The organism is Mycobacterium sp. E136, assembly GCF_001666865.1.
In the GTDB taxonomy this organism is placed as follows: domain Bacteria; phylum Actinomycetota; class Actinomycetes; order Mycobacteriales; family Mycobacteriaceae; genus Mycobacterium.
In genome coordinates this window covers 1-15,842 of sequence record NZ_LZJE01000005.1, presented here as the reverse complement: position 1 = coordinate 15,842, position 15,842 = coordinate 1, and the positions used below count along the sequence as shown (strand labels likewise).

The window sequence follows — 15,842 nt, the reverse complement described above, 5'->3', positions numbered from 1 at the left end:
TGCCGCTCATCGAGAGCGAACGCATCACGATGCTGCCCGGCCCGCCCACGCTGTACCACTCGCTGCTGACCGTCGCCGACAAGGACCGGCTCGCATCGCTGCGGGCGGGCGTGACGGGGGCGGCCGACATCCCGGTCGAGCTGATCCGCCGGATCCGCGATGAGTTGCCGTTCGGCAGCCTGATGACCGGCTACGGGCTCACCGAGGCCGGCAACGTGACGCTGTCCCGTCCGGGGGACAGCCCCGAGGACGTCGCGACAACGGCCGGCCTACCGTGCGAAGGCGTGGAGGTCCGTATTGCCGACGACGGCGAGGTGCTGGTGCGCGGCTACAACGTCATGCAGGGCTATCTCGACGACCCCGCTGCAACCGCCGACGCGATCGATGCCGACGGCTTCCTGCATACCGGCGACCTCGGCGAATTCACCGACTCGGGCCGCCTGAGGATTGTCGGGCGCAAGAAGGACATGTTCATCGTCGGCGGCTTCAACGCCTATCCCGCCGAGATCGAGGGTTTCCTGCTCGAGCACCCCGCGGTGGCGCAGGCGGCGGTCATCGGGGTGCCAGACGATAGATTGGGCCAGGTCGGCAAGGCGTTCATCGTGCGCACCCGGGGTCACGACGACGTCACAGGTGAGGACCTCATTTCGTGGAGCCGCGAAAGAATGGCGGGATTCAAGGTGCCCCGCTCTGTAGAGTTCCTCGACAGCCTGCCGTTGAACGCCACCGGCAAGGTGATGAAGGACCGCCTTCAGGACAATCGCCGCTGAGCTCCCGCACAGCGCGTAAATAGCATTTCCGCAGCAAGACGATGTTTGCCGGGCGGTGCCTGCGCAGGTATCGTCGCGGCGATACTCAAAAATCGATAATGGCATTCTCACAAGTGGTGAAGCAGTAAGGAGGGCGCTGTGCCGTCATTCAGGCGCCGCGAGTCGGTGATCGACGCGGACCGCGTCGAAAAGCCGCCGCAGGACGACCCTGAGCAGCGGTCGGCGGACTCGGACGAGGCGCTGCGCCTCGCCGACGCGGCAGAGGCCGAAGCGGCCGAGGCGGAGGCGATCGCCGCCGCCGCCCGTGCTCGGGCCAAGGCCATCCGGTTGCGGAAGCAGGCTGCCGAGGCCAAAGGTTCCGCACCGGCCGACGACGAGGTGGTCGAGGCCGAGGAGACCGCGGCCGAAGCCGATACCGAGGCCGCCGACAGTGCCGCCGACGATGGTGGAGCGGTCGGTGACGACGCCGTCGCGACCGAGGACGCCGAGACCTCGAAGCGCCGCCGTCTGCGGATGCCGCGGATCCGGTGGAAGATCGTCGCCGCGGGCGTCGCCGTCGTCCTGATCCTCGCGTTCGGCGCCGCGAGCGGTTACATCGTCTGGCAGCACCGGCTGGCGGAACAGGACCGGCAGGCGACCGCCGAGTTCACCGCGGCCGCCCGGCAGAGCGTCGTGACGCTGATGTCGCTGGACTTCAATCGGGCCAAGGAAGACGTGCAGCGCATCATCGACAACTCCACCGGCCAGTTCAAGCAGGACTTCGAGGCACAGGCCGAGGACTTCACCAACGTGGCCAAGGAGTCCAAGGTCGTCACCGAGGTCACCGTCAACACCGCGGCGCTGACGTCGAAGACCGACAACAACGCCACCGCACTGGTGTCGGCCACCTCGCGGGTCACCAACACCGCGGGCGCCAACCAGGAGCCGCGCTCCTGGCGCCTCAAGGTCGACCTGGTCCGCGAGGGTGACCAGATCAAGATGTCGAAAGTGGAGTTCGTACCGTGAGCACCGAAGCCAACACCGACGAGGCCGACGTGAAGACCACGGCCTCAGACGAACCGGAATCGACGGCCGTGGAACCGGAGTCGACGGCCGCCGAGGAACCGGACGCCACCGAGCAGGGCGACGAGGAACCCGCCGAGGACAGCAGTCCGAAGGTTCGGGGCGGCGTGCGGCGGCATCTCGGCGCCATCCTGCTGACGGTTTTGCTCGTGATCTCCGCAGGCGTGGCCGCCTGGTTGTACCTCTCCCAGTACCGACCGGACCAGCAGGTCAACGCCGACGCACAGAATGTCGCGGTGGAGGCGGCGAAGTCGGGCACCGTGGCGCTGTTGTCGTACGCCCCGGACTCGATGGAGCAGGACTTCACGAATGCGAAATCGCACCTCACCGGCGACTTCCTCAATTACTACACTCAATTCACCGAGCAGATTGTGACCCCGGCGGTCAAGGAGAAGCAGGTCAAGACCAGCGCGGCGGTCGTCGAGGCCGGTGTGGCCGAGATGCATCCCGACACCGCGACCGTGTTGGTGTTCGTCAACCAGACGACGGTCAGCAAGGAGAATCCCGACGGTGCCTTCGCCGCGAGCGCGGTCAAGGTCGGCCTGACCAAATCCGACGGACACTGGCTGATCAACAAATTCGACCCCGTGTAGTGACGGCGCTTCCCGGCCAACGCCTCGCGGCGGTCGTGACACTGCCGGCCGACGAACGCACGGCGGCATCGCTGCAACGAGTGGCGGGCCGATCGCCTCTGGCGCGCGTCGTGGACGACTGCCTTCAGGCCGTCCCCGAGTGCACCGCGGTCGTCGTGGCGGTCGCCGAAACCATCGCCGGCGACGTGCGCGCGTCACTCGCCCGCGACGGACTGGACGCCGTGTACGTCGAGGGGGTAGGCGGATCGGCAAGCCGGGCGCGGTGTCTCGCGGCGGCGGTCGAAAAGGTTGTTGCCGAACCGGTTTCGGCGACGCACGTGCTCGTGTACGACGTGCGGCAACCGCTGATGCCGTCGGACCTGTCGAGGCGCGTCGCCGAGGGCCTGACGCGGGGAGCCAGCGTCGTGCTGCCGGTGCAACCGGTCACCGACAGCGTGAAGGTCATCGACGAGCGCGGTGTGGTCACCGCGTCGCTGGATCGCTCGACCCTTCAGACCGTCCAGTACCCGCGCGGATTTGCCGCCGGCCATCTCGGCCGATTGCTCGAGGGCCCGGTCGGCGAGTTCGACGAGGCGGTGGAAGCGATCCGATCGACGGTGCCGATCGCGACCGTCGACGGTGACGCGGAGGCCGTAGCGGTCGATCTCCCGCACGACGGACCGTTCCTCGAGGCCGTCATCGCCGCTCGCCGCTGACCGTCGCCAACAGATGTTCGGCGGTCGCGATGTCGCGGGCGTAGGTCACCTTGATGTTGTGCAGCTCGCCCGGAAACGTCTGCACCGCAACGTCGGTGAACGCCTCGATGCACGACGACGTATCGGTGCCCTCGAACCCGTGCCGTTCCGAGCTCCGGTATGCGGCGAGCAGTGGCGCGGCCAGAAACGCCTGTGGCGTCTGCACCCGCACGAGCGGCGATCCGCCGGCCGGCCGCTGCAGCTCGGTGGTCACCGCATCGCGCAGCGGCAACGCCGGTACCGCACCACCGGCTTCGCGTGCGACCGCGAGCGCGCGGATGAACATGTCCGCACCGGCCACCGGTCGCGCGGCGTCATGGATGAGCACGACGTCGATGCGGCCCGCCTCGATATCGGGTTCCAGGTGCCGTAGGACGTTGAGTTCGGATCCGTGCCTGCTGTCGCCGCCCTCGACGAGTTCGACGCTCGCCGCGGGAAGTTCACGTGCCACCATGTCGCGGGCCAGATCCAGCTCGCCGCGCCGGTACACCAGCACGATGCGCCCGACGTCCGGAACCCTCGTCAGGGTGTCGAGCGACCAGGCGACCATCGGCCGACCCGCGACCGCGAGGTAGGCCTTGTTGCCGTCGGCGCCGACGCGGGTTCCCAGCCCCGCCGCGAGCACGACGGCCACGGCCGACGGCGGGGTTGAGCGTTCTGCGACGGTCACCCTCGTATCTTGACACTGCACGTCAGGAAAGGACGGCGCCGTGAGTCAGACTCCGCACGAACCGACGGCCATGCAGCACCGGGTGCATCGCATGTCGGGTCGCGATCCCCACGAGGCGCACCGCGTTGCCACGCCCCTGGAACTGCTCTTCGACCTGACCTTCGTGATCGCGTTCGGCGTCGCGGCCCGCGAGTTCGCGCACATGCTCGCCGCCAACCACGTCGGTTCCGGGTTGTTCGCGTTCTCGTTCGCGACGTTCGCGGTGTGCTGGGCGTGGATCAACTTCAGCTGGTTCGCCTCGGCCTACGACACCGACGACTGGGTCTACCGCGTCATGACGATGCTGCAGATGGTCGGTGTGATCGTCATGGCGCTGGGCTTCCCGCCGATGTTCGCCTCGATCGAACACGGCGCGCACGTCGACAACCGCGTCGTGGTCGCCGGCTATGTCGTGATGCGTATCGCGTTGGTGGGGCAGTGGGTACGCGCCGCCGCCCAGGACCCCGCGCACCGGTCGGCGTGCCTAACCTACGTCGCCGCGGTCACCTTCGCGCAAGTGCTGTGGATCGTCAGCATCTTCCTCGACACATCGCTGCCGGTGACGATGGCGATCGTCGTCGTGCTGATCGGAATCGAAACGCTGGGGCCGCTTCTCGCGGAGCTGCGCCGCGGCGGTACGCCGTGGCACGCCCATCACATCGCCGAACGCTACGGACTGCTGACGATCATCGCGCTCGGGGAAGGCGTGGTCGGGACCGTGGCCTCGCTGACCGCGGTGGTCAACGCGCAGGGTTGGACCTTCGACGCCGTGTTCGTCGTGGTGGCCGGCGTCGGCCTGACGTTCGGGTTGTGGTGGATCTACTTCCTGACCCCGCATGCCGAGCTTCTGCACGCCCGGCGCGAAAGATCTTTCTGGTTCGGTTACTTCCCGATCGTGACGCTCGGCGCGATCGTCGCCACCGGCGCCGGCCTGGACGCGGCCGCCCTCTACATCGAGCACCATTCCGAACTCTCCTCGGTCGGGACCGTGTTGTCGGTCGCGGTGCCGGTCGGGCTCTTCGTCGTCTCGGTCTATCTGCTCAACACGTTCATGGTGGGTAAGGCCTCGATCCCGCATGTCCTGCTGATCACGCTGACGATCGTTGTGCTGGCGTTTTCGGTGTGGCTGGCGGCCGCCGGAATCTCGATGGCGAACTGTCTCCTGGTCGTCACGCTGGCGCCGATGCTGACGGTCGTCGGCTACGAGATTCTCGGGCTGAACTACTGATTCGCCGATCGTTTCGGCACCTCACGGCCCGGGTACGCCTTTTTTCATGCCGAAGACAACCAAGAGTGGCAGCGCTCGTAAGAGCGAGCTGCCCAGCACCCTGAAGAAGTCATCCGCCAAGGCCCAGCGAACCTTCGCGAAGGCTCATGACGCCGCTGCCGAGGAATACGGCGAGGGCGAGCGCGCACACCGCGTCGCCTACAGCGCGCTCAAGCACAGCTACGAGAAGGTCGGCGACCACTGGGAAGCGAAGTCCGAGAAGGGCCCGTCCGACCAGCGTGCCCGCAGCGGCGGCCCGAATGCCAAGGGCGACACGGCGGAAGGCGTGGACGCCAACGCCTCCAAGAAGCACCTGATGGAAGTCGCACGGCGGCTGGACATCTCGGGTCGCTCGACGATGAACAAGGACGAGCTGGTCTCGGCGATCAAGAAGGCGAACCGCCGCACCACGGCCCGCCGTCGCTGAGTTCGCCTAGTCGTCCGCGCCGGCGCGGGTGTCCAAGCTCTCGAGCAGCATCCGCTCCTGTTCGGCCCTCATCACCTTGCGCGCCTTGCCGCGGGTGATGAGGATGCCGAGGACCGCGAACGCCCAGATCGCGTACTGCACGGTCCAGGCCACCCGGAACGAGTCGAATGAGAAGCCGCCGGCCGCGTCGAGGATGGCGCCCATCGACTGCATCACCAGCAGCGAGGCGATGAAGCCGCCCATGTTGACCAGACCGGACGCGGTGCCGAGTGTCGCGCTCGGGTTGAAGGTCCTGGCGAAGTCGAAGCCCACCATGGAGCCGGGCCCGCCCACCGAGATCACCACGATCAGCGTCACGAGCAGCCACAGCGGCGCCCTGCCGGGTAGCGCCAACACGACGGTCCACATCAACGCATTGCTCGCGATGATGCACAGCACGAGCCGCGAGCGCCGATGCGGGCGGCGCCCGGTGAAGATGCCGATCAGCACACCGGCCGAGATGGCTGCCACCACCGACACCGTCAACATCAGCCCGGCCACGCCGGCCGACAGCCCCTGCGCGTTCGTCAAGTAGGGCACACCCCACATCAGGGCGAACGCGGTGACGGAGAACTGGGTGCCCATGTGGGTGAAGAACCCGAGCCTGGTGCCCGGACGCAGCCAGACGGTTTTGACGCTGGCCAGCGTCTCGCGCACCGAAACGGTCTCGATCTCCACCGCGTTGCCGTGCGGGGTGTTCTTCACCAGCGCCGCGGTCAAAACCATCGACAACACACCGATGGCCGCCACCGAGACGTAAGCCGTCGTCCATCCCATCGCGTCGAGCACGGCGAAGAAGGGGACGGCCGACAGCACCTGGCCGAGCTGTCCGCAGATACCGGTCAGCTGGGTGACCAGCGGAACCTGACGCGGAGTGAACCAGTGCGGGACGAGCCGCAGCACCGAGATGAACGTGAAGGCATCGCCGAGACCCAACACGGCGCGTGCCCCGATGGCGATGGGCAGTGATTCGGTGAACGCGAGCGTGAGCTGACCGCCGGACATGAGCGCGGCGCCGGCCAGGATCAGCGTCTTGGAACCGAACCGGTCGAGCAGGACGCCGGCGGGCACCTGCGCGGCGGCGTAGACGATGACCTGCAGCACGACGAACGTCGAGAGCACGCTGGGGCTGGCATGGAACCGGTCTGCCGCATCGAGGCCAGAGACGCCCAACGTGGTGCGGTCGAGAACTGCGACGATGTATGCGAACAGTCCGGTGGCCCAGACGATCCAGGGACGCACACCGAACCTTTCCCGCTGATGAGTAATAAGTCTGACTTTTCCATGTTTCCGTACGCGGGTGCGACGGCGCCAATCCCGCATCGGTGAGTTCGCTCACCGCGGTGATCCGGCGGGCAGACCGAGTTGGCTGTAATCGACAGTTCGTGCACGGTTGTCCGGACCTGGCTCGTGATCGATGCAGATAGAGGGTGGTTAGAGCGGCAGGCTGGTCGACCGCCGTCGCCGGGCTCAAAGTTCGCTCGCAAATGTTGTGGCGGGTTACAGTGATCGAATGAAGCGTTGCGCTCAGCCGTCGGCCCGCTGGGCCGTGGGGGGGTAGTGACGGTGGCTGAGTATCGCCTCAACGAGTTGGCGGAGATCTCTGGTGTCAGCGCCCGCAACATCCGCGCCTACCGGGAGCGGGGGTTGCTGGACCCACCCCGGCGGGTCGGCCGCTCAGCGTTCTACGACGACTATCACCTGTCGCAGTTGCGCACCATCAACCAGTTGCACCGAAGGGACTTCAACACCGCCCACATCGCCGAGTTCTTCACCAGCCTGCGTGAGGGCACCGACCTGGCCGACATCCTCGGCATCCAGCGCGCGGTGCTGGGCCCGAGAGTGGAGTCCGGTGCCGGGGAGGCAGACGCGGTGGGCATCGGCGCCGAGAGCGACGAGGCACGGAGGCTGGTCGACTACGGTCTCGCGCGGGTGATCGACGGCGGCGTGGTGTTGACCGATCCCGCGGTGCGGCAGGTGGTTTCGCGCTCGTCGGACCATCTGGCCGCCGTCCGCGCGCTGCTGCACATCGTCGAGGCCAGCCGCGACGCGGTCGACGCGCTGGCGGCGCAGTTCGTCGCGACGCTCGGCGAGTGCATGGCGGCTCAGTTCGGCGCGGACTACACACCGACACCGGACAACGCCGACGGACTCGCGCGGGCGGCGCGCGACTACCGCGACCTGTGGACCAGCGTGGTGTCCGGGCGCCTGGACGCGGCGCTGCAGCGTCACATGCCGACAGCGGACCCCGAGCAGAGTCCGCGGCTCACCCGGTGACCTGGCGCCACCGGGCGGCCCACTCGTCGTAATCGGTGCACTCGTCACCGCCGCCGCCGACGCACCGCTTCTGAGGCGTGGTCCAGTAGTGGATCTTCGCGGCGAACCTCGCGTCGGTGGCGTGGTAGATGTCGCAGAAGTCGCGCTCGGTGGTGTGCTCGCAGGCCTTCGCGTTGGCGGGCGCCTCGCCGAAGAACTCGGCGGCCTCGGCGTTGACCCTCGGCGAGGAGATCCAGTTCATCCACTTGTACATGCAGTTGGGGTGCGCCGCCTTCGATGAGATCATCCAGGTGTCCGACCAGCCGGTGGAACCCTCCTTCGGCAGCACCGTGTTGACCGGAACCCTGTTACGCGCACCGAGCGTGTTCGCAATCACCTGCCAGGTGGTGCCGATGACGGAGGCGCCGGACTCGAACGCCTCCACCTCCTTGAGGTAGTCCGACCAGTACTGGCCGACGTTCTCGCGTTGTTTCTCGAGCAGCCGCACCGCCGCGTCCAGCTGCTCGGGCGTCAGCGAATACGGGTCGTCGATGCCCAACTCGGGCTGCGTCTTGGACAGATACAGCGCCGCGTCGGCGATGTAGATGGGCGAGTCGTATGCGGTGACCCTGCCGCGGTACTTGTCGGCGTCGTCGAACACCGCCGCCCAGGAATTGGGCGCGTCCCGCACGACCTCGATGTTGTACATCAGCAGGTTGGCTCCCCATCCGTGCGGAATGCCGTACATCTGGCCGTCGACCGAGTTCCACGGCTGGTCCTTCAAGAACGGCGAGATGGTGTCGTAGTTCGGAACCAGTTCGGTGTTCACGGGGGCGACGTCGCCGGCGTAGATGAGCCGAAGAGTCGCGTCGCCGGACGCCGAGACCCCGTCGTAGGCACCGCTGCGCATCAACTGCACCATCTCGTCGGAGGTGTTGCCGAGCGTTACCTCGGTCTGGCAGCCGGTCTCGCGTTCGAACGGTGTCACCCAATCGGCTTCGGCGTCGTGGGAACCGTCCTCGGCGTAGCCTGCCCAGGCGATCAGGTCGAGTCGCCCCTCGCCCCGGCCGACCGCGCCGAGGGGCTCGATCTCGGGCAGAGCCTGGCCGCCGGGGGAGCGCCGCTCGCCCGAGCAGCCGGATGTCAGCGACAGAACCAGCACGGCACAGCTGATGACGGTCAGACCGGTTCGCACGACGGCGGACGGCCAGCGCGCCATGGGTTCTACTCCTCGTTCGATCGGCGGATCGTCGAACCGTGCTCCTGCGATGATTCCGCGTTTCGGCTTAGCTCGGCAACGCCGCGCCGATGCCATGTCCGGTGATACTGCTGTGACCAGTGACATTGGCGTGAAGATTGTGACAGTTGTCGTATCCTGTGGCTTGTGTCGATATCCCGGCGCGCCGTGCTGAAGGGCGCGCTCACCGCCCCGGCGGCCCTCGTCATCGGCGCAGGCATGCAGGCGGCGGCCGCACCCGCAGGGGCCGCGCCGCTGGGCATCCTTCTCGACTACGCGGCCGGCGTCCTCAAGGCCAGCGACATCCGTGCGGCGGGCGCACTGGGCGCCATTCGCTATGTCTCCGACCGCCGGCCCGGCGGGGCCTGGATGCTGGGTAAGCCGATCCAACTGGCCGAGGCGCGCGACCTGTACCAGGGCGGCATGAAGATCGTGTCCTGCTACCAGTACGGCAAGAAGGACACCGCCGACTGGCTCGGCGGCCAGAACGCCGGGGTCGCGCACGCGAAGCGGGGCTGGGAACTGCACGTCGCCGCCGGCGGATCCCAGGGCGCCCCGATCTACGCGTCGATCGATGACGATCCGTCCTACGAGCAGTACAAACAGCTGGTGGCGCCGTATCTGCGCGGCTGGGAGTCGGTGCTGGGCAAGCAGCGCGTCGGTGTCTATGCGAATTCGAAGACGATCGAGTGGGCGCTCCAAGACGGCATCGGCGCGTACTTCTGGCAGCACAACTGGGGATCGCCGGGACGGGTCGCGCACCCCGCCGCGCATCTGCACCAGGTCGAGATCGACAAGCGGTCGGTGGCCGGGATCGGCGTGGACGTCAACCACATCCTCAAGCCCCAATTTGGGCAGTGGGACTAAACCTTACCGATCAGTAAGTATCTTCAGCAAACTTTTCCGCGTGGCCGGGGCCGCTGAGAAGACAAATCACACGTGCGTGTCTCGTCTGGCCGCAGCGACGCCGCTGGTGAGACGCGTCGAAAATTTTTTTATAACGATTTGATAACAAAACTACCGTGATCAGCGCTGTTCTGCCTACTCGACCGTAACCACCTGCATGCAGGACGTTTGTCCCGAAAGCCTTCGGTCCGTGTCGAACTGCGCGTTATGCAACGGGCGGTTACCCGAGCGTAGAACTCTTCAGTAACCATTTCGGGCGCGAAATGGAGGGCTCTTCTTATGCCACTCTTAGTACGGCTGGAGTGCACGGAAGGCGGTTCAAAGGCAGTCGCGAAACGACTCGGAACCGCCCGACCGAACCAGTCGGATTCGACGCGGAATCGCGTGGCGCCGCGGCAGGCAGCCGGGAGCCATCGGGGCTTCTGAGACGACAGCCGACGACGAGCATGACGCGGGACAGAGGAGAGAACAAGACGTGACGATCAACGAGCAGCACAGGGTGTCGGCCGACCGCACCGCGGGAGCCGCCCTCGCCGGCAATCAGGCCCTCGTCGATCGACTGAACTCCGGTGAGCCCTACGCCGTGGCCTTCGGTGGCCAGGGCGGCTCGTGGTTGGAGAACCTCGAGGAGCTGGTCAGCTCGGCCGGCATCGAGTCGGAGCTCAGCGAGGTCGTCGGGGAGGCCGCCCTCCTTCTCGAGCCCGTGGCGCGCGAACTCGTCGTGGTGCGCCCCATCGGCTTCGAGCCCCTGCAGTGGGTGCGTGCGCTCGCCGCCGACGAGCCGCTGCCCCCGACGAAGCAACTCATCACCGCGGCCATCTCCGGACCGGGCATCCTGCTGGCGCAGATGGCCGCGATCCGCGCCGCCATCCGCCAGGGCCTGGACCTGTACGACGCGCCGCTGGTCGCGATGGCCGGGCACTCGCAGGGCATCATCGCCTGCGAGTCGCTGCGGTCGCGGGGCGCCAAGGACGCCGAACTGTTGGCGCTGCTGCAGCTGATCGGTGCGGCCGGGTCGCTGGTCTCGCGCCGTCGCGGCATGGTCGGCCGCGGGGACAAGTCGCCGATGGTGTCCGTGACGAACGTCGATCCCGACCGCATCGCCGAACTGCTCGAAGAATTCTCCCAAGACGTGCGGACCGTGCTGCCGCCGGTGCTGTCGATCCGCAACGGCAGGCGTTCGGTCGTCATCACCGGGACCCCCGAACAGCTCGGCCGGTTCGAGCTCTACTGCTCGAAGATCACCGAGAAGGAAGAGTCCGAGCGCAAGAACAAGATCCGCGGCGGTGCGGTGTTCAGCCCGGTCTTCCACGGCGTGCAGGTCGAGGTTGGCTTCCACACGCCGCGGTTGGCCGACGGCGTCGAGGTGGTCGACCGCTGGGCGGCCAAGTGCGGCATCGATCCCGAGCTCGCTCACGAGATGACCGAGGCGATCTTCGTGCGCCCGATCGACTGGGTCGCCGAGGTCGAGCGGCTGCACGACGCCGGTGCGAAGTGGATCGTGGACCTGGGCCCGAGCGACACCGTGACCAGGCTGACCGCCCCGATCATCCGCGGGCTGGGCGTGGGCATCGTGCCCGCCGCCACGCGGGTCGGGCAGCGCAACCTGTTCACGGTCGGCGCGGAACCCGAGGTGCCGCCCGCCTGGTCGAGTTATGCGCCCACCACCGTGCAGCTGCCGGACGGATCGGTGAAGCTGTCGACGAAGTTCACCCGGCTGACCGGGCGGTCTCCGATCCTGCTCGCGGGCATGACCCCCACGACCGTCGACGCCAAGATCGTCGCGGCTGCCGCCAACGCGGGGCACTGGGCCGAGCTCGCCGGCGGCGGGCAGGTCACCGAGGAGATCTTCGAAGACCGCATCGCCGAGCTGGCCACCCTGCTCGAGCCGGGCCGCGCGGTGCAGTTCAACTCGTTGTTCCTCGACCCGTACCTGTGGAAGCTGCAGCTGGGCGGCAAGCGCCTGGTGCAGCGTGCCCGTCAGTCCGGTGCGCCGATCGACGGTGTCGTGGTGTCGGCTGGCATCCCCGAACTCGAGGAGGCCGTCGAGCTGATCGACGAGCTCAACACCGTCGGCATCAGCCATGTCGTGTTCAAACCGGGCACGGTCGACCAGATCAAGTCCGTGATCAAGATCGCGGCCGAGGTGCCGAACAAGGACGTCATCGTCCACATCGAGGGCGGCCGCGCGGGCGGGCACCACTCCTGGGAGGACCTCGACGACCTCCTGCTGACGACCTACGGCGAACTGCGCAAGCTGCCGAACATCACCGTCTGCGTCGGTGGCGGCATCGGCACCCCCGAACGGGCGGCGCAGTACCTGTCCGGGCGTTGGGCCACCGAGTACGGCTTCCCCGCGATGCCGGTCGACGGGATCCTCGTCGGCACCGCGGCGATGGCGACGCTCGAGGCGACCACGTCCCCGGCCGTCAAGCAGATGCTGGTCGAGACCACCGGAACCGACCACTGGATCAGCGCCGGAAAGGCAACGGGCGGCATGGCTTCCAGCCGCAGCCAGCTCGGCGCCGACATCCACGAAATCGACAACGCCGCATCGCGGTGCGGGCGGCTGCTCGACGAGGTCGCCGGCGATGCCGACGCCGTGGCGGCGCGCCGCGACGAGATCATCACCGCGATGGCCGCCACCTGCAAGCCGTACTACGGCGACATCGGCGAGATGACCTACCTGCAATGGCTGCAGCGCTACGTCGAGTTGGCCATCGGCGACGGCGACAGCACCGCCGACACCAAACTGCCCAACAGCCCGTGGCTGGCCGACACCTGGCGCGACCGGTTCGCCGACATGCTGCACCGCGCAGAAGCCCGTCTGCACCCGCAGGATTCGGGCCCCATCCCGACGCTCTTCAACGACGTTGCGCTGCTGGATGATCCGCAGCGCGCGATCGCGACGCTGGTGTCGCGCTACCCCGAGGCCGAGACGCTGCGGTTGCATCCGGCCGACGTGCCGTGGTTCGTAACGCTCTGCAAGACGCCGGGCAAGCCGGTCAACTTCGTGCCGGTGATCGACAAGGACGTGCGGCGGTGGTGGCGCAGCGATTCGCTGTGGCAGGCCCACGATGCCCGCTACAGCGCCGATGAGGTGTGCATCATCCCCGGTACTCAGGCCGTCGCGGGCATCACCCGCGTCGACGAGCCGGTCGGTGAACTGCTCGACCGCTTCGAACAGGCCGCGATCGACGAGGCGCTGGCCACCGACGGCGACCCCGTGCCGGTCGTGTCGCGCCGGCAGGCGCGCGCCGACGTAACCGGCCCGCTTGCGGTTGTGCTGGACTCGCCGGACGTGCTGTGGGCGGGCCGGGTCGCGATCAACCCGGTGCACCGGATCGGCGCACCCGACGAGTGGCAGGCGAACGAGAACCGCAACGCGACGCACCCGTCCACCGGCGCCCGCCTCGAGCTCAGCGGTGACCGGGTCACCTTGAGCGTGCCGTTGTCCGACATCTGGATCGACATCCCGTTCACCCTGCCCGCATGCACCGTCGACGGCGGTATGCCGGTCGTCACGGTCGAAGACGCCTCGGCGGCAATGCGTTCCGTGCTCGCCATCGCGGCGGGTGTGGATGGACCCGACGCGTTGCCGCCGGTGCAGGACAACACCGCGACGGTCACCGCCGACTGGGATCCCGAACGCGTCGCCGACCACACCGGCGTGACCGCGACGTTCGGCGCCCCGCTCGCGCCCGGCCTGTCGCTGGTGCCCGACGCGCTCGTCGGCCACTGCTGGCCCGCGGTGTTCGCCGCGATCGGTTCGGCCCTCACCGACGACGGCTTCCCGGTCGTCGAGGGCCTGCTGAGCTTGGTACACCTCGACCACGCCGCGCACCTACTGGCGCCGATGCCCAAGCAGCGGGCCGAACTGACCGTCACCGCAACGGTTTCCGCCGCGACCGACACCGAGTACGGCCGCGTAGTGCCGGTGGCGGTGGAGATCCGCGACGCCGACGGCACGGTGCTGGCCAGGCTCGAGGAGCGCTTCGCGATCCGCAGCCGCACCGGCGCCGCCGAACTGGCCGACCCGCCGCGCGCGGGCGGCGCGATCACCGACAACGCGACCGACACCCAGCGTCGCCGCCGCCGTGACGTCACGGTCACCGCACCCACGGACATGAGCGCGTTCGCCGTCGTGTCGGGTGATCACAATCCGATCCACACGGACCGCGCCGCCGCCCTGCTCGCCGGCCTGAAATCGCCCATCGTGCACGGCATGTGGCTTTCGGCCGCCGCGCAGCACGTCGTGGCCGCGACCGATGGCAGGGCCGCCCCGCCGGCCCGGGTGGTCGGCTGGACGTCGCGGTTCCTGGGCATGGTGCTGCCGGGCGACGACATCGACTTCCGCGTCGACCGGGTCGGAATCGACCGCGGCGCAGAGATTCTCGAGGTGAGCGCCAAGGTCGGTGGTGAACTCGTGATGTCGGCGACGGCGCAGTTGGCCGCGCCGAAGACCGTGTACGCGTTCCCCGGACAGGGGATCCAGCACAAGGGCATGGGCATGGAGGTGCGGGCCCGGTCGAAGGCCGCCCGCAAGGTGTGGGACACCGCCGACAAGTTCACCCGCGAGACGCTGGGCTTCTCGGTGCTGCACGTGGTGCGGGACAACCCGACCAGCCTGATCGCCAGCGGTGTGCACTACCACCATCCCGACGGCGTGCTGTTCCTGACGCAGTTCACCCAGGTCGCGATGGCCACCGTGGCCGCGGCGCAGGTCGCCGAGATGCGTGAGCAGGGCGCGTTCGTCGAGGGCGCGATCGCCTGTGGTCACTCCGTCGGCGAGTACACCGCGCTCGCCTGCGTCAGCGGTGTCTACGAACTGGAGGCGCTGCTCGAGGTGGTGTTCCACCGCGGCAGCAAGATGCACGACATCGTGCCGCGCGATCACCTCGGCCGGTCGAACTACCGGCTGGCCGCAATCCGCCCGTCGCAGATCGACCTCGACGACGCCGACGTCAAACAGTTTGTCGCTGACGTCTCCCGGGATACCGGTGAATTTCTAGAGATCGTCAACTTCAACCTGCGCGGTTCGCAGTACGCGATCGCGGGCACGGTGCGGGGCCTCGAGGCGCTGGAGGAGGAGGTCGAGCGGCGTCGCGAGATCACCGGCGGTAAGCGCTCGTTCATCCTGGTGCCCGGTATCGACGTGCCGTTCCACTCGTCGGTGCTGCGGGTTGGTGTCGCCGACTTCCGCCGCTCGTTGGAGCGCGTCATGCCGCGCGACCAGGATCCCGACCTGATCATCGGGCGCTACATCCCGAACCTGGTGCCCAAGCCGTTCACGCTGGATCGCGAATTCATCCAGGAGATCCGGGATCTGGTGCCCGCCGAGCCGCTGGACGAGATCCTCGCCGACTACGACACCTGGCGTAACGAGAAGCCGCGTGAGCTGTGCCGCAAGATCGTCATCGAGCTGTTGGCGTGGCAGTTCGCCAGCCCGGTGCGGTGGATCGAGACCCAGGACCTGTTGTTCATCGAGGAGGCCGCGGGCGGTCTCGGTATCGAGCGCTTCGTCGAGATCGGGGTGAAGTCCGCGCCGACGGTGGCCGGGCTCGCAGCCAACACGCTGAAGCTGCCCGAATATTCGCACAACACAACCGAAGTGCTGAACTCCGAGCGCGATGCGGCGGTGCTGTTCGCCACCGACACCGATCCGGAGCCGGAGCTCGACGACGAGCCGACGCCGGCGCCGGCATCGGAGACCGCCGCGCCCGTCGAGACGGCCGCACCGGCCGCCCCGGCAGCCGCACCGGCGGCACCCGCCGGCGGGCCCCGTCCGGACGACCTGACGTTCGACGCCGCCGACGCCACCACGGCGCTGATCGCGCTGTCG

The 15,842-nt window shown here is 67.9% G+C and carries 12 protein-coding genes; 9 read left to right on the top strand and 3 right to left on the bottom strand.

Going from position 1 to position 15,842, the window contains the following annotated elements:
• From A5698_RS00325 to A5698_RS00310, 4 genes are all read left to right on the top strand, one after another.
• Window positions 1-770 (top strand): AMP-binding enzyme (locus A5698_RS00325; protein WP_156670557.1); only part of this gene is annotated, 770 nt, incomplete at its 5' end.
• Between the two features lie 138 nt (window positions 771-908).
• A complete protein-coding gene (locus tag A5698_RS00320) occupies window positions 909-1,775 on the top strand; it encodes an Rv1363c family protein (RefSeq protein ID WP_068291875.1) in 867 nt (288 codons plus the stop codon).
• The gene (locus A5698_RS00315; RefSeq protein WP_231967229.1) at window positions 1,772-2,425 is read left to right on the top strand and encodes an Rv1363c family protein; all 654 of its coding nucleotides are present in this window, start codon (window positions 1,772-1,774) and stop codon (window positions 2,423-2,425) included. Before A5698_RS00320 ends, A5698_RS00315 begins: the two co-directional genes overlap by 4 nt.
• A complete protein-coding gene (locus A5698_RS00310) occupies window positions 2,425-3,120 on the top strand; it encodes an IspD/TarI family cytidylyltransferase (RefSeq protein ID WP_197506582.1) in 696 nt (231 codons plus the stop codon). Before A5698_RS00315 ends, A5698_RS00310 begins: the two co-directional genes overlap by 1 nt.
• Here the strand turns inward: A5698_RS00310 and A5698_RS00305 are convergent.
• Window positions 3,101-3,829, bottom strand: a complete 729-nt coding sequence (locus A5698_RS00305) for an IspD/TarI family cytidylyltransferase (RefSeq protein ID WP_231967228.1) — start codon at window positions 3,827-3,829, stop codon at window positions 3,101-3,103. The genes A5698_RS00310 and A5698_RS00305 overlap by 20 nt on opposite strands.
• A gap of 70 nt (window positions 3,830-3,899) precedes the next feature.
• On the opposite strand from A5698_RS00305, the gene A5698_RS00300 reads away from it, so the two are divergent.
• On the top strand, window positions 3,900-5,096 hold the full coding sequence (locus A5698_RS00300; RefSeq protein ID WP_068291868.1) for a low temperature requirement protein A: 1,197 nt from the start codon (window positions 3,900-3,902) through the stop codon (window positions 5,094-5,096).
• Between the two features lie 46 nt (window positions 5,097-5,142).
• Window positions 5,143-5,562 (top strand): ChaB family protein, encoded by a 420-nt coding sequence (locus A5698_RS00295; RefSeq protein ID WP_067083583.1) that lies wholly within the window; start codon window positions 5,143-5,145, stop codon window positions 5,560-5,562.
• 6 nt (window positions 5,563-5,568) lie between these two features.
• On the opposite strand, the gene A5698_RS00290 is transcribed toward A5698_RS00295, so the two are convergent.
• Complete coding sequence (locus tag A5698_RS00290) at window positions 5,569-6,843, bottom strand: MFS transporter (RefSeq protein ID WP_068291865.1); 1,275 nt, start codon at window positions 6,841-6,843, stop codon at window positions 5,569-5,571.
• 324 nt (window positions 6,844-7,167) lie between these two features.
• Here A5698_RS00290 and A5698_RS00285 point away from each other — a divergent pair, with 324 nt between their 5' ends.
• The gene (locus A5698_RS00285) at window positions 7,168-7,878 is read left to right on the top strand and encodes a MerR family transcriptional regulator (RefSeq protein ID WP_068291882.1); all 711 of its coding nucleotides are present in this window, start codon (window positions 7,168-7,170) and stop codon (window positions 7,876-7,878) included.
• Here the strand turns inward: A5698_RS00285 and A5698_RS00280 are convergent.
• Window positions 7,868-9,076 (bottom strand): ABC transporter substrate-binding protein, encoded by a 1,209-nt coding sequence (locus A5698_RS00280; RefSeq protein WP_068291864.1) that lies wholly within the window; start codon window positions 9,074-9,076, stop codon window positions 7,868-7,870. The two genes, A5698_RS00285 and A5698_RS00280, sit on opposite strands and share 11 nt — an antisense overlap.
• Before the next feature lie 165 nt (window positions 9,077-9,241).
• Between A5698_RS00280 and A5698_RS00275 the strand changes: the two genes are divergently transcribed.
• Together A5698_RS00275 and A5698_RS00270 are read left to right on the top strand one after the other, a co-directional pair.
• Window positions 9,242-9,961, top strand: a complete 720-nt coding sequence (locus A5698_RS00275; RefSeq protein ID WP_197506581.1) for a DUF1906 domain-containing protein — start codon at window positions 9,242-9,244, stop codon at window positions 9,959-9,961.
• A gap of 514 nt (window positions 9,962-10,475) precedes the next feature.
• A partial coding sequence (locus A5698_RS00270) for a fatty acid synthase subunit beta domain-containing protein (RefSeq protein WP_156670555.1) occupies window positions 10,476-15,842 on the top strand: 5,367 nt, incomplete at its 3' end.

Bases quoted from the DNA above. Each gene is read 5' to 3' on its own strand.
- A5698_RS00300 (WP_068291868.1), top strand. From the start codon at position 3,900: ATGCAGCACCGGGTGCATCGCATGTCGGGTCGCGATCCCCACGAGGCG.
- A5698_RS00295 (WP_067083583.1), top strand. From the start codon at position 5,143: ATGCCGAAGACAACCAAGAGTGGCAGCGCTCGTAAGAGCGAGCTGCCC.
- A5698_RS00280 (WP_068291864.1), bottom strand. From the start codon at position 9,076: ATGGCGCGCTGGCCGTCCGCCGTCGTGCGAACCGGTCTGACCGTCATC.